The organism is Mycobacterium sp. NTMscope_Eco_3 (genome assembly GCF_976985685.1).
The window spans coordinates 5,692,808-5,709,376 of sequence record NZ_CDRJYZ010000001.1 but is presented as its reverse complement, the minus strand read 5'-3'; the positions used below and the strand labels follow the sequence as shown (position 1 = coordinate 5,709,376).

At 68.2% G+C, this 16,569-nt stretch carries 15 protein-coding genes, 1 tRNA gene and 1 other RNA gene; 9 read left to right on the top strand and 8 right to left on the bottom strand.

Annotated elements, in window-relative coordinates; genetic code table 11:
- The first annotated feature begins 15 nt into the window (after positions 1-15).
- Positions 16-1,419 (top strand): FAD-binding oxidoreductase, encoded by a 1,404-nt coding sequence (locus tag AC0KTM_RS26670; RefSeq protein ID WP_225326110.1) that lies wholly within the window; start codon positions 16-18, stop codon positions 1,417-1,419.
- A complete protein-coding gene (locus AC0KTM_RS26665; RefSeq protein ID WP_225326109.1) occupies positions 1,416-2,726 on the top strand; it encodes a class I SAM-dependent methyltransferase in 1,311 nt (436 codons plus the stop codon). The genes AC0KTM_RS26670 and AC0KTM_RS26665 overlap by 4 nt, the downstream gene beginning before the upstream one ends.
- 11 nt (positions 2,727-2,737) lie before the next feature.
- Here AC0KTM_RS26665 and AC0KTM_RS26660 read toward each other — a convergent pair whose 3' ends face one another.
- The 3 genes from AC0KTM_RS26660 to ffs form a co-directional block, all read right to left on the bottom strand.
- The gene (locus tag AC0KTM_RS26660) at positions 2,738-4,564 is read right to left on the bottom strand and encodes a DNA polymerase III subunits gamma/tau (RefSeq protein WP_225326108.1); all 1,827 of its coding nucleotides are present in this window, start codon (positions 4,562-4,564) and stop codon (positions 2,738-2,740) included.
- 57 nt (positions 4,565-4,621) lie between these two features.
- Positions 4,622-5,905, bottom strand: a complete 1,284-nt coding sequence (locus AC0KTM_RS26655) for an aspartate aminotransferase type Ic (protein ID WP_225326311.1) — start codon at positions 5,903-5,905, stop codon at positions 4,622-4,624.
- Positions 5,906-5,973: 68 nt separating this feature from the next.
- Positions 5,974-6,070, bottom strand: an RNA gene (gene ffs / locus AC0KTM_RS26650) — signal recognition particle sRNA small type.
- Between the two features lie 64 nt (positions 6,071-6,134).
- Here ffs and AC0KTM_RS26645 point away from each other — a divergent pair.
- The 3 genes from AC0KTM_RS26645 to AC0KTM_RS26635 all read left to right on the top strand — a co-directional run bounded on the left by AC0KTM_RS26645 (position 6,135) and on the right by AC0KTM_RS26635 (position 8,349).
- Positions 6,135-6,223 (top strand) — tRNA-Ser (locus AC0KTM_RS26645).
- 91 nt (positions 6,224-6,314) lie between these two features.
- Positions 6,315-7,136 (top strand): lipid uptake coordinator LucA, encoded by an 822-nt coding sequence (gene lucA, locus AC0KTM_RS26640; RefSeq protein ID WP_472417182.1) that lies wholly within the window; start codon positions 6,315-6,317, stop codon positions 7,134-7,136.
- A 151-nt stretch (positions 7,137-7,287) separates the two neighbouring features.
- Positions 7,288-8,349: an NAD(P)H-dependent amine dehydrogenase family protein gene (locus AC0KTM_RS26635; protein ID WP_472417180.1), complete on the top strand. Its 1,062-nt coding sequence runs from the start codon at positions 7,288-7,290 to the stop codon at positions 8,347-8,349.
- On the opposite strand, the gene lipL is transcribed toward AC0KTM_RS26635, so the two are convergent.
- Both lipL and AC0KTM_RS26625 read right to left on the bottom strand, forming a co-directional pair.
- A complete protein-coding gene (gene lipL, locus AC0KTM_RS26630; RefSeq protein WP_472417178.1) occupies positions 8,344-9,618 on the bottom strand; it encodes an esterase/beta-lactamase LipL in 1,275 nt (424 codons plus the stop codon). The two genes, AC0KTM_RS26635 and lipL, sit on opposite strands and share 6 nt — an antisense overlap.
- 39 nt (positions 9,619-9,657) lie before the next feature.
- Positions 9,658-9,816 carry a hypothetical protein gene (locus tag AC0KTM_RS26625; RefSeq protein WP_238957427.1) on the bottom strand — a complete coding sequence of 53 codons (159 nt, stop codon included), beginning with the start codon at positions 9,814-9,816 and terminating at the stop codon, positions 9,658-9,660.
- A gap of 61 nt (positions 9,817-9,877) precedes the next feature.
- On the opposite strand from AC0KTM_RS26625, the gene AC0KTM_RS26620 reads away from it, so the two are divergent.
- The 3 genes from AC0KTM_RS26620 to AC0KTM_RS26610 are packed head-to-tail and all read left to right on the top strand — an operon-like array spanning position 9,878 to position 11,760.
- On the top strand, positions 9,878-10,051 hold the full coding sequence (locus tag AC0KTM_RS26620) for a CsbD family protein (protein WP_225326104.1): 174 nt from the start codon (positions 9,878-9,880) through the stop codon (positions 10,049-10,051).
- Positions 10,051-10,767, top strand: coding sequence for a cutinase family protein (locus AC0KTM_RS26615; protein WP_472417176.1), 717 nt, complete (start codon positions 10,051-10,053; stop codon positions 10,765-10,767). Before AC0KTM_RS26620 ends, AC0KTM_RS26615 begins: the two co-directional genes overlap by 1 nt.
- Positions 10,768-10,773: 6 nt before the next feature.
- Positions 10,774-11,760 carry an SDR family NAD(P)-dependent oxidoreductase gene (locus AC0KTM_RS26610; protein WP_472417174.1) on the top strand — a complete coding sequence of 329 codons (987 nt, stop codon included), beginning with the start codon at positions 10,774-10,776 and terminating at the stop codon, positions 11,758-11,760.
- A gap of 12 nt (positions 11,761-11,772) precedes the next feature.
- Here the strand turns inward: AC0KTM_RS26610 and AC0KTM_RS26605 are convergent, their stop codons facing one another.
- Complete coding sequence (locus tag AC0KTM_RS26605) at positions 11,773-12,159, bottom strand: PPOX class F420-dependent oxidoreductase (RefSeq protein ID WP_225326102.1); 387 nt, start codon at positions 12,157-12,159, stop codon at positions 11,773-11,775.
- Positions 12,160-12,278: 119 nt separating this feature from the next.
- On the opposite strand from AC0KTM_RS26605, the gene AC0KTM_RS26600 reads away from it, so the two are divergent.
- A complete protein-coding gene (locus tag AC0KTM_RS26600; RefSeq protein ID WP_472417172.1) occupies positions 12,279-12,863 on the top strand; it encodes a TetR/AcrR family transcriptional regulator in 585 nt (194 codons plus the stop codon).
- Positions 12,864-12,869: 6 nt separating this feature from the next.
- On the opposite strand, the gene AC0KTM_RS26595 is transcribed toward AC0KTM_RS26600, so the two are convergent.
- Both AC0KTM_RS26595 and AC0KTM_RS26590 read right to left on the bottom strand, forming a co-directional pair.
- On the bottom strand, positions 12,870-14,072 hold the full coding sequence (locus tag AC0KTM_RS26595) for a cytochrome P450 (protein ID WP_225326101.1): 1,203 nt from the start codon (positions 14,070-14,072) through the stop codon (positions 12,870-12,872).
- A 120-nt stretch (positions 14,073-14,192) separates the two neighbouring features.
- The gene (locus AC0KTM_RS26590) at positions 14,193-16,193 is read right to left on the bottom strand and encodes a glycoside hydrolase family 172 protein (protein WP_374109677.1); all 2,001 of its coding nucleotides are present in this window, start codon (positions 16,191-16,193) and stop codon (positions 14,193-14,195) included.
- Positions 16,194-16,569 lie beyond the last annotated feature (376 nt).

Below are 16,569 nucleotides of genomic sequence, written 5' to 3'. Positions count from 1 at the left end.
AAGACTAGGGTATATGTGGTGCCTGTCCTTGGATCTGCACTCTCGGCCTACAAGTCGGGCGTTGAGCGGCTGCTGGCAAGCTATCGATCCATCCCCGCGACGTCCGTGGTCCGGCTGGCCAAGCCGACGTCAAACCTGTTCCGCGCCCGCACCAAACGGGATGCGCCCGGTTTGGACACGTCCGGGCTGACCGGCGTCCTGGGCGTGGATCCCGAAACCCGCACCGCGGACGTCGCCGGCATGTGCACTTACGCGGACCTGGTGGCCGCGACCCTGCCGTACGGCCTTTCGCCGCTGGTCGTCCCGCAGCTGAAGACCATCACCCTCGGCGGGGCGGTCACCGGCCTGGGGATCGAGTCGGCGTCGTTCCGCAACGGGCTGCCGCATGAATCGGTGCTGGAGATGGACATCCTCACGGGCGCTGGCGATTTGCTCACCGCGTCCCGCTCCCAGCACCCGGATCTTTTCCGAGCCTTCCCGAATTCCTATGGGACACTTGGGTATTCGACCCGGCTGCGCATCGAGCTGGAACCCGTCGCACCGTTTGTGGCGCTGCGCCACATCCGCTTCCGCTCGCTGCCCGCTCTGATCGCGGCTATGGAACGCATCATCGACACCGGCGGGCAGGGCGGAACCCCGGTCGACTATCTCGACGGGGTGGTCTTCAGCGCCGACGAAAGCTACCTGTGCGTGGGCCGGCGGACCACCACCCCCGGCCCGGTCAGCGACTACACGGGCAAGGACATCTACTACCAGTCCATCCGGCACGACGCGGCGGGTCCCGAAGCCGCGGCAGAGGCGACCAAGGATGACCGGCTGACCATCCACGACTACTTCTGGCGCTGGGACACCGATTGGTTCTGGTGCTCGCGCGCGTTCGGTGTGCAGGACCCGCGGTTGCGACGCTGGTGGCCGCGCCGCTATCGGCGCAGCAGCGTCTACTCCAAGCTGATCGCCATGGACCGCCGCTTCGGGGTGTCCGACCGCATCGAAGCGCGAAACGGTCGACCCCCACGCGAACGGGTGGTCCAGGACGTCGAGGTCCCGGTCGAACGGACCTGCGACTTCCTGCAGTGGTTCCTGGACAACGTGCCCATCACGCCGATCTGGTTGTGCCCGTTGCGCCTTCGCGACCGCCACGGCTGGCCGCTGTACCCGATGCGACCCGATCACACATACGTCAACGTCGGCTTCTGGTCGTCGGTGCCGGGGGGCGCGACCGAAGGCGCCACCAACCGGATGATCGAAGCCAAGGTGGGCGAATTCGACGGGCACAAGTCCCTGTACTCCGATTCCTTCTACTCCCGCGAGGACTTCGACGAGCTGTACGGCGGCGAGGCCTACAACACCGTCAAGAAAACCTACGACCCCGATTCTCGTTTACTCGACCTCTACGCAAAGGCGGTACAACGGCGATGACGACTACCAAGGAAACCCACCGCACGCGGAACGGGAAACTCAGCATGGCCGAGATCTTGGAGGTCTTCGCCGCGACCGGCCGACATCGGCTGAAGTTCACCGCCTACGACGGCAGCACCGCCGGGAGCGAGGACGCCGAACTGGGCCTGGACCTTCGCAGCCCCCGCGGCGCCACCTACCTGGCCACCGCACCCGGCGAACTCGGCCTCGCCCGCGCGTACGTGTCGGGCGACCTGCAGGCGTACGGCGTCCATCCCGGCGACCCGTACCAACTGCTCAAGACGCTGACCGACCGGGTGGAATTCAAGCGCCCGCCGGCGCGGGTGCTGGCCAACGTGGTGCGGTCGCTGGGGTTCGAGCGGTTGTTGCCTGTCGCGCCGCCCCCGCAGGAGGCGCTGCCCCGGTGGCGCCGCATCGCCGACGGGCTGATGCACACCAAGACCCGCGACGCCGAGGCCATCCACCACCACTACGACGTGTCCAACACCTTCTATGAATTGGTGTTGGGGCCGTCGATGACCTACACGTGCGCGGTGTACCCCGATGCCGACGCGACGCTGGAAGAGGCGCAGGAGAACAAGTACCGGCTGATCTTCGAGAAGCTGCGGCTGAAGCCGGGCGACCGACTGCTCGACGTCGGCTGCGGCTGGGGCGGCATGGTGCGCTACGCGGCGCGCCGCGGTGTCCGGGCCACCGGCGCCACCCTGTCGGCCGAGCAGGCGAAGTGGGCACAGAAGGCGATCGCCGAGGAAGGCCTCGCGGGCCTGGCCGAGGTGCGCCACACCGATTACCGCGACGTGGGCGAGGCGGCGTTCGACGCCGTGTCCTCGATCGGGCTGACCGAGCACATCGGCGTCAAGAACTATCCCGCCTACTTCGGGTTCTTGAAGTCGAAGCTGCGCACCGGCGGCCTGCTGCTCAACCACTGCATCACGCGCCACGACAACACGTCGACGTCGTTCGCCGGCGGGTTCACCGATCGCTACGTCTTCCCGGACGGGGAGCTGACCGGCTCGGGCCGCATCACCTGCGACGTCCAGGACTGCGGCTTCGAGGTGCTGCACGCGGAGAACTTCCGCCACCACTACGCGATGACGCTGCGCGACTGGTGCCGGAATTTGGTCGACAACTGGGACGCCGCGGTCAGCGAGGTCGGCCTGCCGACCGCGAAGGTGTGGGGCCTGTACATGGCGGCGTCACGGGTTGCCTTCGAGCAGAACAACCTTCAGCTGCATCACGTGCTGGCGGCCAAGACCGCCGCGCGGGGCGACGACGACCTGCCGCTGCGGCCGTGGTGGACGGCCTGACGCGCTAGCCTCTAGCCGTTGTCGATGCGGCGGGCACCCAGCTCGCTCTGGAGCAGTTCGAGCGCGACCTCTTCCGGATCGCGGCGCGGGCCCGGCGGCTCGTCGCGGACGGCCTCGGCGAGCATGTGTTCTTCTTCGGCCCGCCGAGCGGAATCCGGTTCGGGGGCAGGCTCTTCCGGCGCGGGGGTCAGCGTCCCGGCCGCGGCCGGCGCCGGCGTGCCGGCCTCGCACCGCACCCGCCAGTTGACCCCCAGCGCGTCTTTGAGCGCTTCGGCGATGACGTCGGCGTTGCGCTGTTCGCACAGCCGCTTGGCCAGCGGCGCCGATTCGTGGCTGAGCACCAACGTGTTGTCCTCGATCGCCCGGACGGTGGCGCCGGCCAGCATCACCTCGGTGGTGCGGCTGCGCTGACGCACCTTGTCGCGCACCGTCGACCACATGCTTCGCACCGCAGCGGCGTTGAGTTCGCCAGGCGCAGAAGGGGTTTCGGGGACGGGCGCGGGGGCGGGTTCGGGAGCCGGCGCGGGTGGCGGCGCCGGCGCGGGTGCCGGTTCGGGGTCGGGCTTCGGCTCGGGCTTGGCGGCAGACGCGGACGGCCGGGTGTAGCGGACCGGGCGATCGGGCTCGGCCGGTGTGGCCGCGCCGCGGGGAGTGCCCGCCGTGGTTTCGGCGCCGGGAATGGACATGTCCAGCCGGGTCTCGATCCGCTCGACGCGTTGCAGCAGCGCGGCCTCGGTGTCGCTGGCCGAGGGCAACAGCAGTCGCGCGCACACGACCTCGAGCAGCAGGCGCGGCGCCGTCGCGCCCCGCATCTCCCCCAGCCCCGCCTGCACCACCTCGGCGTAGCGGGTCAGGGTCGCCGTCCCGAGCCGGGTCGACTGGTCGCGCATCCGCTCCAGCACGTCCTCCGGCCCGTCCACCACGCCGCGGGCCGCCGCGTCCGGGACGGCCTGCAGCAGGATCAGGTCGCGGAACCGCTCCAGCAGATCGGTGGCGAAACGCCGGGGGTCGTGGCCCGCGTCGATCACCGACTCCACCGCCCCGAACAGCGCCGCGGCATCCCCGGCGGCCAGCGCGTCCACGGCGTCGTCGATCAGCGCCATGTCGGTGGCCCCCAACAGGCCCAGGGCCCGCTGGTAGGTCACATGCGCGCCCTCGGCGCCGGCCACCAGTTGGTCCAGCACCGACAGGGTGTCGCGGGGCGAGCCGCCGCCGGCGCGGATCACCAGCGGATAGACCGCGTCGTCGACGACGACGCCCTCTTGCTCGCAGATCCGCGCGATCAACGCCCGCATGGTCTTCGGCGGCAACAGCCGGAACGGATAGTGATGGGTGCGCGACCGAATCGTCGGCAGCACCTTCTCGGGCTCGGTGGTGGCGAAGATGAAGATCAGGTGCTCGGGCGGCTCCTCCACGATCTTGAGCAGCGCGTTGAACCCCGCGGTGGTCACCATGTGCGCCTCGTCGACGATGAACACCCGGTAGCGCGACTGCGCCGGCGCGTAGAAGGCCCGGTCGCGCAGCTCGCGGGTGTCGTCCACGCCGCCGTGGCTGGCGGCGTCGAGTTCGACGACGTCGATGCTGCCGGGCGCGTTGGGTGCCAGCGCCTGGCACGAGTCGCAGACCCCGCAGGGGGTGGCCGTCGGCCCCTGGGCGCAGTTCAGCGACCGGGCCAGGATGCGCGCCGAGGAGGTCTTTCCGCAGCCGCGCGGACCCGAGAAAAGGTACGCGTGGTTGATCCGGCCCGCTTCCAGCGCGATCGACAGCGGCTCGGTGACGTGCTCCTGCCCCACCACTTCGGCGAAGGTTGCCGGACGGTACTTGCGGTAGAGGGCCACGGTCAGCAGGCTACCGGCGTCGTCCGACGACGACGCGGGCGCGGCAGGGTCGTCTGTTCACACCCGATCGCGGGCCAGCAGCGACTCCGACGCCGCCAGCAGCGCGCAGGTGGCCAGGCCGTCGACCGCGTCGCGCAGATCCGGCAGCGACGGGAAGGTGGGGGCGATCCGGATGTTCGTGTCGTCGGGATCTTTGCGGTACGGGAACGACGCCCCCGCCTCGGTCACCGCGATCCCGGCGTCCTTGGCCAGCGCGACGGTCCGCTTGGCCGTGCCGGACAACACGTCGAGGCTGATGAAGTAGCCACCCTTGGGGTCGGTCCACGAGGCGATCTTGGAATCGCTGAGCCGCCGATCGAGGATCTCGGCCGCCAGCGCGAACTTCGGCGCCAGGATCTGCTGATGCCGCAGCATGTGCAGGCGCACCCCGTCGGCGTCGCGGAAGAAGCGCAGGTGCCGCAGCTGGTTGATCTTGTCCGGCCCGATCGACTTCTTCCCCGCGTATTGCAGGTACCAGGCGATGTTGCCCAGCGATCCGCCAAGGAAGCTCACGCCGGCGCCGGCGAAGGTGATCTTGGAGGTCGACGCGAACACGTACGGCCGATGGGGGTTGCCGGCCGCGGCGGCCAGGCCGAGGACGTCGACCTGCCGGACGAAGTCGTGCGTCAGGGTGTGCACCGCGTACGCGTTGTCCCAGAACAGCCGGAAGTCGGGCGCGGCGGTCCGCATCTGGACCAGCCGCAGCACCGTGTCCCAGGAGTAGGTGACCCCGGTGGGGTTGCCGAACACCGGCACGGTCCACATGCCCTTGATGGCGGGGTCCGCGGCGACCAGTTCCTCGATCAGGTCGACGTCGGGCCCGTCGGACAGCATCGGGACGGGGATCATCTCGATGCCCATCGTCTCGGTGATGGCGAAGTGCCGGTCATAGCCGGGGACGGGGCACAAGAATTTGACGCCGGCTTCGTCCTTCCAGGGCCGCTGCGAGTCCACGCCGCCGTAGAGCATCGAGAAGGCGACGAGGTCGTGCATCAGTTCCAGGCTGGAGTTGTTTCCCGCGATCAGGTTCTGCACCGGGATGCCGAGCAGCTCACCGAAGATGGCCCGCAGCTCCGGCAGGCCGTGCAGGCCGCCGTAGTTGCGGGTGTCGGTGCCCTCGCTGTCGCGGTAGTCATCGCCGGGAAGGCTCAGCAGCTGGTTGGACAGGTCGAGCTGGGCGGGAGCCGGCTTGCCGCGGGTCAGGTCCAGGGCCAGCTTTTTGGCCTGCAAATCCGCGTAATCCTGCTGATGGCGAGCGTGTGCAGCGGCAAGCTCGGCAGGGCCGAGGGACTCCAGCGACACCATGGACCCTTTCGCTATCAAGGCGTGGGAGGTGCGATCGCCGGGCGCAGCGGGTCGGCACCCGTTTAACCTAGGGGACCCCGCGCACCCGACAGAGCCCATTGACCCTTGCTGCCTTCCGGCCCTGGGGGAGTTCACAGGATAGACGCCGCGCGGGGTCCACCGAGAGTCTAATACCTTCCCCGGAGCAACCGGCGGTGGCCGTCTGGCCCTCGGTTACCATTGCCACGGAGGATTCGCCTAGTGGCCTATGGCGCTCGCCTGGAACGCGGGTTGGGTTAACAGCCCTCGCGGGTTCAAATCCCGCATCCTCCGCCATCGGTCCGCCCCGCGGACACGCACGTAAGCGGTTTGGTATCGCGCTGGTCGCCCTCAGGCCGGCTCGGGCCGGCCCAGCATGAGGAGGCTTATGGGGCGCAAGGTTGCCATCCCGTGGCACGCGTCATTCACGATCGCCGCCGGCTTCCTCTACTTCTTTTTCGTGTTGCCCCGCTGGCCCGAGTTGATGGGTGACACCGCGCATTCGTTGGGGACGGCGCTGCGCATCGTGGCGGGTGCGCTCGTCGCGCTCGCGGCGCTGCCGGTGGTGTTCACCCTGCTGCGCACCCGCAAGCCGGAACTGGGCACCCCGCAGATGGCGCTGTCCCTCCGGGTCGCCTCGATCGTGGCCCACGTGCTGGCCGGTGTGCTGATCATCGGGGCGGCGATCAGCGAGATCTGGCTGAGCCTGGACGTCGCCGGACGATGGTTGTTCGGGATCTACGGGGCGGCCGCCGCGATCGCGTTGCTCGGTTTCTTTGCCTTCTATCTCTCCTTTGTCGCCGAGCTGCCACCGCCGCCGCCCAAACCGATCAAGGCGAAGAAGCCCAAGAAGCGGCGCCGCAAGAAGGGCGAGGAGGCGGACGCGGACGCTGACACCGACAGCGCCGACGAAGACGACGAAGCCGAGGCGAGCGAGACGGACGACGCCGACGCCGCCGCCGACGACGCCGACGCCGACGAACCCGAAGAGACCGAGCAGCCCGCCACCGCGGAAGTCGGTGAAGCCACCGAAGCTCCAGTGGCGGCCGCCGAACCCGCCGAGAACGAGGCCGCCGAAGCGACCGAGGAGAGCGAAGAACCGCGGGCCAAGTTGCAGAACCGGCGCCCGACGGGCAAGGGATCGCATCGGATGCGGCGCCGCCGCACTCGGGGCGGCACCGCGGTCGACGAAACCGTCGACGAGGACTAGCGGGCCCAGCGGCCCCCGCAACCGGCACGCGGCCGCCGAAAAGGCATGAGCCCCGGGATCTTCCACACGACGCCTTCCTGGCGGAAGTATTGGCGTCGAAATCTTCCTATTAGGCCTACTAAGAACCCCGGCGGTTCCCTATGCTGAGCGAGTGCCAAACACCTATCGAGTGGTTCAGTGGAACACCGGCAACGTCGGCAAGAGCTCGCTCAAATCGATCGTCACCAACCCCATCCTCGAATTGGTGGGGTGCTTCGCCTGGTCGCAGGACAAGGTCGGGCGCGACGCCGGCGAGCTCGTCGGCATAGCGCCGGTGGGCGTTGCGGCCACCAATGACGTCGACGAGCTGCTGGCCCTCAAGCCGGACTGCGTGGTCTACAACCCGATGTGGTTCGACGTCGACGAGGTGGTCCGCATCCTGTCCGCGGGCGTCAACGTGGTGACCACGGCGTCGTTCATCACCGGCGGGAACCTCGGCGATGGCCGCGACCGCATCGTGGAGGCCTGCCAGAAGGGCGGCGCCACGCTCTTCGGGTCCGGCGTCAGCCCGGGTTTCGCCGAGCTGTTGGCCATCGTGTCGGCGATGGTGTGCAACCGGATCGACAAGGTCACGGTCAACGAGGCCGCGGACACCACGTTCTACGACTCGCCCGAGACCGAGAAGCCGGTGGGCTTCGGCCAGCCGATCGACCATCCGGACCTGCCGGCGATGGCGGAGAAGGGGACGGCCATCTTCGGCGAGGCCGTGCGGCTGGTGGGCGACGCGCTCGGCGTCGAGCTCGACGAGGTGCGCTGCGTCGCCGAGTTCGCCCAGACCACCGAGGACCTCGTCATGGCGTCCTGGACCATCCCCGCGGGGCACGTCGCGGGTACCTACATCAGCTGGCAGGGAATCGTCAATGGCGAGACCCTGATCGACTTGAACGTGCGGTGGCGCAAGGGGCAGACGCTCGACCCGGACTGGAAGATCGAGCAGGACGGCTGGGTCATCCAGATCGACGGACAGCCCACGGTGACCACCAAGGTGGGTTTCCTGCCGCCGCCGTACTTCGAGGCCACCACGCTCGAAGAATTCATGGACCTCGGTCACATCATGACCGCGATGCCGGCCATCAACGCGATCCCCGCCGTTGTCGCCGCCGCACCCGGCATCGCCACCTACGCCGACCTCCCGCTGACGCTGCCCCGCGGCAACGCACACATCGGGTCATAGGACCGCGCTGCGCCGCCCGGGTTTGGCGTAGCGGGCGCCCAGCGTCGGCACCGCGAGCGGGCCCCGATCGCGGACCGCCTCGATGGCGTTGCGCAGCGGACGGGCCAGGCCCGCAAAGGATCCCATGTCGAACAGCAGCGGCGTCAGCAGCCGGTTGTGGACGAAACCGAAGGAGCTGCCGGTCTCGGGGTCGGCCCAGCCGAGCGTTCCGCCCAGCCCGACGTGGCCGAAGCCGCGGAGCAGTCCGGGAACCGGCGACTCGTGGTAGCCGAGGTGAAAAGGCATGGGCACCACCATGTTTGCGTCGGGCCACTTCCGTCGCGCCTGCCCGGCGAGTCCCCGCGCCAGCTCGGTGGAGAGGAACTTCTTGCCGTCGATGCGGCCGTCGTTGGCCAGCGCGGCGAACATCTTGGCGAGGCCCCGCCCGGTCACCACGCCGTTGGCGGCGGGGACCTCGCCGTCCAGGAACGGGGTGTCCCCCTTGATCAGCGAGATGACACCGGGAAAGTACATCGCGCCCAGCGCCCCGGAGAACGGCAGGCCGGCCAGTCTCGGCGCGATGAAGTTGAACACCGGGGCGCGCAGCCGCCCCTGCGGTATCAGGATTTCGGCCGCCGTGGTGGGTGAGCCTTCCGGGGGGCGGCCCAGGTGCAGCCCGTCGGTGTTGAGCGGACGGGCGACCTCCCGGCGGATCAGCTCGCGCATGCCCTTGCCGGCCACCGCTCGGGCCAGGCCGGACAACAGCCATCCGTAGGTGAGCGCGTGGTAGGCCTGCACACCGCGCAGGTGATCGACGGGCGCGGTCGCCAGCCGCTCCTCCATCAGGAGGTGGTCCATCAGCTCCGTTTTGGTGACGCCCCGCAGGTGCGACAACCCGGATCGGTGCCGCAACACGTCGCGGACCGTGATCTCGGCCTTCCCGTTGGCGCCGAACTCGGGCCAGTATTGCGCGACCGGCGCGTCATAGGACAGCAGGCCACGGTCGGCGAGCCGGTGGATCACCGTCGACGCGATGCCCTTGGTCGCCGAGAACACCATCGCGCCGGTGTCGGCGGTCCAGCGCTGGGCGCCGGCCCGATCCGACCATCCGGTCCACACGTCGACGACGGATACGCCGTCGACGTAGACGCTCAGGGCTCCCCCGCCGAACCGGCGACCGGGGAACAGCTGGGAGAACAGCCTGATGACATTGGCGAAGCGCGGGTCGGCAGCGCCGGACACACCGCGTGGCAAACCATCGCCGGCGGTCAGCAGGGTCGACGGTGTCACGTCGCCGCGACGCCTCGAGCGCTCATCCGAATGAAGCTATCAGTCGGGATGCGGCGGGGGCTCGGGATTCATATCGGGGGGTTGATCGGGCGGCGCTTCCCTCAGATAGCGCCTCAGCCGCAGCAGCTGGTTGACCACGATCCCGATGCCCAGCAGCATCAGGCCCGCCACTACTGCCACCACGATCGCGGTGCTCACGGAGTCCATGATGACAGGGCCGGTGTTTCGATATCTCCTGCCGCCGGGTAGCCAGCACGCCATGAGCGCCGAAGACAAGTTGAAGAATAAGATCGAGGACCTCGGCGGCCGCGCCAAGGAAGCACTGGGCAAAGCCACCGGCGATCCCGAAACCCGGGACGAAGGGCGGGCCGATCAAGCGAAGTCCGCGTTGAAAGACGCCGGCGAAAAGGTGAAGGACGCGTTTAAAAAGTAATGACAATCCGGAATGTGTTGACCGTCCGGTCGATGCGCCGCCTGCCGCTGCCCATGTTGGCAGCGGCAGCCGTATTAGGTTCGCCGGTCGCGAGCGCGCCGCCGGCGTCGGCGGAACCGTGTCCCGACGTTGAGGTGGTGTTTGCGCGAGGATCCGGCGAGCCGCCCGGCATCGGCGGCATCGGCCGGCCGTTCGTGGACGCGCTGCGCTCGCAGATCGGCGCCAAGTCGCTGACGGTGTATGCGGTCAACTACCCCGCCAGCACCGATTTTGACAATCCCGCTTTCCCGGGGACCGTCATCGACGGAATCCGCGACGCCAGTGCGCACATCGAGTCCATGGCGGGCAATTGCCCCAACACCCGTGAGGTGCTGGGCGGTTACTCGCAGGGCGCCGCGGTGGCCGGCTACACCACCTCGGCCTCCGTGCCGCCGGGCGTTCCCGCTGACAAGGTGCCGCCGCCGATGCCGCCGGCCATCGCGCAACACGTCGCCGCCGTCACGCTGTTCGGCACGCCGACGGGACAGTTCCTGCAGAAGTACAACGCGCCGCCGCTGACCATCGGGCCGCTGTATCAGCCCAAGACGATTCAACTGTGCGCGCCGGGCGATCCGGTCTGCGCCAGCGGCGGCGACGGGGGACTGGCCGCCCACACCTCCTATCCGGGCAACGGCATGACCAGCCAAGCCGCCGACTTCGCCGCCAGCCACCTGTAGGCCGGCATGCGGGTTCTCATCACGGGGGGCACGGGCTTTGTCGGCGGGTGGACCGCCAAGGCCGCCTTCGATGCGGGGCACTCGGTGCGGTTTCTGGTCCGCAACCCGGCGAAGCTGCAGACCACCGTCGCGAAGCTGGGCGTGGACACCTCGGACTTCGCCGTCGCCGACATCACCGACCGCGTCGCGGTGCGGGAGGCTTTGCAGGGATGCGACGCCGTCGTGCACAGCGCCGCCCTGGTCGCCACCGACCCGCGCCAGACACCGGAGATGCTCGCCACCAACATGCAGGGCGCCCAGAACGTGCTCGGCCAGTCCGTCGAGCTCGGTTTGGATCCCATCGTCCACGTGTCGAGTTTCACCGCCCTGTTCCATCCGGACCTGGAGACGCTGACGGCGGACCTGCCGGTGGTGGGTGGGGCCGACGGCTACGGAACGTCCAAGGCGCAGGTCGACATCTATGCCCGCGGCCTGCAGGATGCGGGCGCGCCGGTCAACATCACGTATCCGGGCATGGTGCTCGGGCCGCCGGTCGGCGACCAGTTCGGTGAGGCGGGCGAAGGCGTGCGAGCGGCCGTGCAGATGCATGCGATCCCGGGGCGCAGCGCGGCATGGCTGATCGTCGACGTCCGCGACTTGGCGGCCCTGCACGCGGCGTTGCTCGAGCCCGGCCACGGGCCGCGGCGCTACACCGCCGGCGGCCACCGGATGCCCGCGGCCGATCTCGCGAACCTGCTCGGCCAGGTCGCGGGGACGCCGATGGTGGCGGTCCCGATCCCCGACACCGCGCTCCGCGTCGCGGGGGCGGTGCTGGATCGGGCCAACCGTTTCCTGCCCTTCGAGACCCCGTTCACCTGGGCGGGAATGCAGTACTACACCCAGATGCCGGCCTCCGACGATTCCCCGAGCGAACGCGATCTGGGCATCACCTATCGCGATCCCCAGCAGACGGTGGCGGACACGTTCGCGGCGATGCGCGCGGAAAGCGGCTAGCCGCAACACCGCTCAGGCGGGTCTGATCTCCAGGCCGACGTGCACCTTGTCGATCCCGCCGCGGATGATCGTGTGCGCGTAGAACCACCACGCGTGATACCAGTACCGCTTGAGGACGGCGTTGTAGACCCGCCGCGTCTCGGACTTCGGCAGCACCCGGGCGACGGCTTGGACCTCGTCGCTCTTGGGCTTGCCCAGCGCCGCGCTCTTGGCGATCGTCACCCGGGGTGTGTTGTTGATCCGCTTGGTTTTCCACGACCCGTCATCGGTGATCACCAACAGCGTGCCGTCGCCGTCGGGCGCTCCCCAGATGGGCGTCGGCTTCGGCCGGCCGTCTTTGGTGAACGTGGTCAACAGCAGGTACTTGGATTGGATGACATCGGCGAAGCTGGGGGCCATGACAACCCAATTGCCCCGTCACCCCAGTTCCTAATCATGGCGGGCGCAACGCTGGGCTAAGCTTTTGGGCGATTGCCCAACAGCCGGCTTTCACCATCCTTTGCGGGAAAGACATTCATATGACCGCCTCCCGACGGCCGAAGGCGCGCGACTCCAACACTCGCGACATGCTGATCGACGCGACGATCCAGATCATGGTCGAGGACGGATACGCCGCGGCCACCTCGCGGCGGGTGGCGAACGAAGCCGGTGTCAAACCCGCGTTGGTCCACTATTACTTCCCCACCATGGACGAGCTGTATCTCGACGTCTTCCGGCGCGGGGCCGCCGCTTATCTGGAGCGCCAAAAGCAGGCGCTGGCCTCCGACCGCCCGCTGCACGCCTTCTGGGGCACGCTCATCGAGCCGAAGGACACCCGGCTGCTGCTGGAGTTCATGGGGCTGGCCAATCATCGCAAGGAGATCGGCGCCGAGATCGCGGCGTGGTCGGAGCGGTGGCGCGAAACGCAAACGACCGCACTGAATTTCATCGTCCGCGAACACGGGCTGGACCGAAGTGAATTTCCGCCCGCCGGGATCGCGGTCATCATCGCGGCGATCGGGCGCATGCTCATCCTGGAACAGGCGCTCGGCACCACGGCGGGCCATGACGAAGCCGTTGCGTTGGTGACCCGGCTCATCGAGCGATTCGAGTTGCCGACCTAGCGCCCGCTAAGGCAGCACGACCCGCAAACGCTCCCAGCCGCGCACCGTGGACGTCGACGCCAATTGCGCCGTGTCGTAATCGATGTCCCATTCGGGCCAACGGTTAAGGATCTCGTCGAGCGCGACGCGCCCCTCGAGGCGGGCCAGGTTGGCGCCCAGGCAGTAGTGCACGCCCTTGCCGAACGTGATGTGCGAGATGTTGTCGCGACGGATGTTGTAGGTGTCCGGATCGATGTAGCGGCGGGGGTCGCGATTGGCGGCGCCGAACAGCAGCAGCATGGCGCTGCCGGCGGGAACCGTCGTGCCGTAGCACTCGAAATCCTGTGCCATCCAACGGGCGACGTGGGGTCCGGTCGGTTCGAATCGCAGGGTCTCGTCGACGGTGCGGGTCAGCAGTGACCGGTCCTGGTACACCTCGCGGCGCTGATCGGGGTGCTCGGCCAGCACCTTGGCCAGCCAGCCGATCAGCCGGCCGGTGGTCTCGTTGCCCGCCCCGGCGACCACCTGGGTGTAGTGCAGCACCTCTTTACGGGTCAGCTTGCGGTGCACGCCTTGGTCGTCGTCGAACTCGACGTTGAGCAGCGTGGTCATCAGGTCGTCGGACGGATTCTTGGAACGCCATTCGACGTAGTCGGCGTAGATCCGGCCGTCGGCGATGGAATCGGCGTTGGCGACCTTCAGGGGCGCGCCCGGCTTGGTGCGCAGGTTGGCGTCGTTGGCGTCACGCACCGAAACCTGCTCGGATTCCGGGATTCCCAACAGCATCCCGATCACCCGCATCGGCATCATCGAGGCCAGCTCGGCGATGATGTCGAATCCGCCGGATCCGACCAGCGGGTCGAGGCACCGAACGCAGTATTGCCGGATCTGGTCCTCGAGGGCGGCCATCCGGCGCGGCGTGAAGACGCGAGACATCAGGCCGCGCAGCCTCGTGTGTTCGGGCGGGTCCTGGAACATCATCACGCCGCCGGGCATGTCGAACTTCGATTGGACCAGCTCGAGGATGTCGCTTCGCTTGTTGGAGAAGGTCTCCCAGTTGGCCAGTCCGCGCTCGACGTCGGAATGCCGTGACAACGCCCAGAAGTCGTACTTGTCGTTGTAATAGATCGGGGCTTCTTCGCGCAGCCGCGCATAGGTCGGATACGGGTCGGCGTTGATGCCCACGTCGTACGGGTCGTAGTAGACGTCGGTGTCGTTGGTGACGGTCATCGATTCCTCACTTCGGGCAGCCGCCGGCATCCCCGCCACCCCTTAGATTTGGGCGATCGCCCAAAATCGTGGCGCAGGCCATGTCTAGCAGCATCTCCGCGGGTCCGTCAAGGTGGCTCTCTAGCCGGACGGTCCCGTCAGCGCATCGACGTGGTAGCGGCTGGCGGTCCAGGGCGGTGCGTCCGGGGTGGGCGTGAGCGTGATCGTCAGCTGCGCTTTGCCCGCGGTGGCCGATTGCGGTACCAGGTAGGTGTCGTCCAGCCAGCGGTGAAAGGTGTTGCTGCGCGGCTGTAGCCACGTGCCCACGGGCATGCCGTCCACCACGACGTCCGCCGATTGAAAGCCGGTCGCCTGATCGGACGTGCGCCGCAGCAGGACACCGCGATTGTCCGGATCAACCTGGACATGGAAAGCGATCGCGCCCTGGGTGCCGCGGACCGAGCCGGCGACGGGCAGGGTGTCCTCGGTGCCCTCGTATTCGCTGACCAACAACTGATCGGTGGCGTCGGTGTCGGTGTAGCCGTGCAGGACGCGGTCGACGGGATCGGCGGGGCGGACGTCGTCGCTGCCGGTCAGGACCGTGGCCGGCTGTGTGTAGAGGAATGCGGTTGAGCTGTAGTCGGGTTCGACCATGTTGCGTTTGCCGTGCTCGATGCCGAAGCGGAGCGCAGAACGATAGCCGATCGCGTCGGCGAGCATGATCCGGTAGACGGCGACGCAGTAGTCGGCGCACCCGCCGGCCGCCGTGCGTTGGTCGGGTTGGCCGTTGAGCGGGTCGCTGAAGTGGGTGCCGTCTTTGAAATACCAGCCCCCCTCGTAGAGATCCTCGGTGCCGGTGCCGTACCACTGCGGGGACGCGGCGCCGTCGGTGTAGACCCGCTCGGCGCCTTCGAGAAAGTATGGGGCGCCGTCGCTGAACGCCGTTTTGGTCCGCTGGCCCCGTATGGTCTGGCTGACGCCGACGAACTTGCCGTGGCCTTGCTCGTCGGCGAACACCCAGTCCTGGCCCTGGACGGTCGGGCCGGCGTGGGCGCGGGCGGTGAAGTAGCCGGCGCGACCGCTGGCCAGCGCCGCCGCCCACTGGACATCCGGTGTGGTCGTGACGTCGCTACCGATCTCCGACAGCTCCGAGACGGTGGTGTTGACGAGCGTGACGCGGGCCGAGTCCGCGAAAGGCATTGGCCACCAACCCCACAAGATCAGCGACCCGCCGGGCTGCGGGCTGGCGGCGAACAGCAGCGATCGCACCGGGTTGGCACCGAGCCCCGCGCCGAAGAATTCCCCGAGGGGCGCGTCGACCATGGTCCGGCCGTCGAACTCGATCTGCAGGCGCAGTCCAACCAGCAGGTGATCCGCCGGCGCCGGCAGCTGCAGCCGCAGCGCCGAGATGCTGCCCGGGCCACTGGTTTCGGTGATTGTTTGTCCGGAGCCCGCGGGAATGTCGACGACCCGAATGTCGTGTTTTGCGGTGCCCGTCGTCGGCTTGGGGTCGGCGGTTCCCGCGGCGCGAAGGGTGTCCAGCACGTCGAGCGCGGGATCGGCGGGCGAAAACGTGTTTATTCCATCGGCATTCGGAAACTGCCGATAGTCGACGTGGTAATACTCCAAATGGGATGCGACGCTGACCCGCATCGATCGCCGATAGGGCATCGGCACCTTGACATAGACCCCGCCCGGCGACTGGGCGGCGTTGGCCACCAGCGGCCACGCGAATGGGGCGCCCAGTTCGCCGTCGACCAGCGATTGCAACGGCGTGTCGACGACGGTCTGCCCGTCCAACTCGATGCGGATGTGTCCGATGGCACGAACATTGCCGCCGTCGCGGGTCAGCCAGATCGAATCGATTTCTCCGGCACCGTGATCCTCCGCGATGACGCAGCCGGCCCCGCCCGGCGCCAGACAGCCGCCGGTGCCGTTCCGGTTGCCGGTGGAAATGTCGAAATCGCCGCCGCTGCGATCGAAACTCGACACCTGCAGCGTCTGCGAACCGGCGTCCAGATAGGGCAGCCGATCCAACCGACGATAGGTGTCCCAGCCGACCAACCTTTCACCGAAGCCGCCCGACGCGGGCTCGGCGGGCGCCGCGGCGGGGGCAAGGACACCGGCGGCCGCCCACAGCATGAGCGCGCAGGCCACAGTCCACGCTCGCGAAGCCACCGGCATAGCACCAGAGCTTACTTTTCTCGATCGGGTTGACCAGATTTGGAACCTTACGCCCGTCCCCACTGACCCGAAACGCCTTCACGGTGTTGCCGATTCGCACAAATGCGGTCGCGATTGGCAATGCCCGGCGCGCCGAATCCCTGTTCCCCCGAATACGTTTGGCATCACCAGGGATTTCCAGAGACGCCGGGCAACGCCGGCCCCCGAACCCGGCGGACGACGCGGCGCCGGCAGAATTCAATCAGTTGACGTAGAACGACGTTATTTCGCTGGTTCCCATGGCATTCCGCATTGTACTCACGTAATATAACGCTCCTCGGGCGTAAGAATTCTC

What these genes read in the sequence shown, in the direction of transcription:
- AC0KTM_RS26665 (WP_225326109.1), top strand. Translation starts at nt 1,416, where the DNA reads ATGACGACTACCAAGGAAACCCACCGCACGCGGAACGGGAAACTCAGC.
- lucA (WP_472417182.1), top strand. Translation starts at nt 6,315, where the DNA reads ATGGGGCGCAAGGTTGCCATCCCGTGGCACGCGTCATTCACGATCGCC.
- AC0KTM_RS26620 (WP_225326104.1), top strand. Translation starts at nt 9,878, where the DNA reads ATGAGCGCCGAAGACAAGTTGAAGAATAAGATCGAGGACCTCGGCGGC.
- AC0KTM_RS26615 (WP_472417176.1), top strand. Translation starts at nt 10,051, where the DNA reads ATGACAATCCGGAATGTGTTGACCGTCCGGTCGATGCGCCGCCTGCCG.
- AC0KTM_RS26610 (WP_472417174.1), top strand. Translation starts at nt 10,774, where the DNA reads ATGCGGGTTCTCATCACGGGGGGCACGGGCTTTGTCGGCGGGTGGACC.
- AC0KTM_RS26605 (WP_225326102.1), bottom strand. Translation starts at nt 12,159, where the DNA reads ATGGCCCCCAGCTTCGCCGATGTCATCCAATCCAAGTACCTGCTGTTG.
- AC0KTM_RS26600 (WP_472417172.1), top strand. Translation starts at nt 12,279, where the DNA reads ATGACCGCCTCCCGACGGCCGAAGGCGCGCGACTCCAACACTCGCGAC.
- AC0KTM_RS26595 (WP_225326101.1), bottom strand. Translation starts at nt 14,072, where the DNA reads ATGACCGTCACCAACGACACCGACGTCTACTACGACCCGTACGACGTG.
- AC0KTM_RS26590 (WP_374109677.1), bottom strand. Translation starts at nt 16,193, where the DNA reads ATGCTGTGGGCGGCCGCCGGTGTCCTTGCCCCCGCCGCGGCGCCCGCC.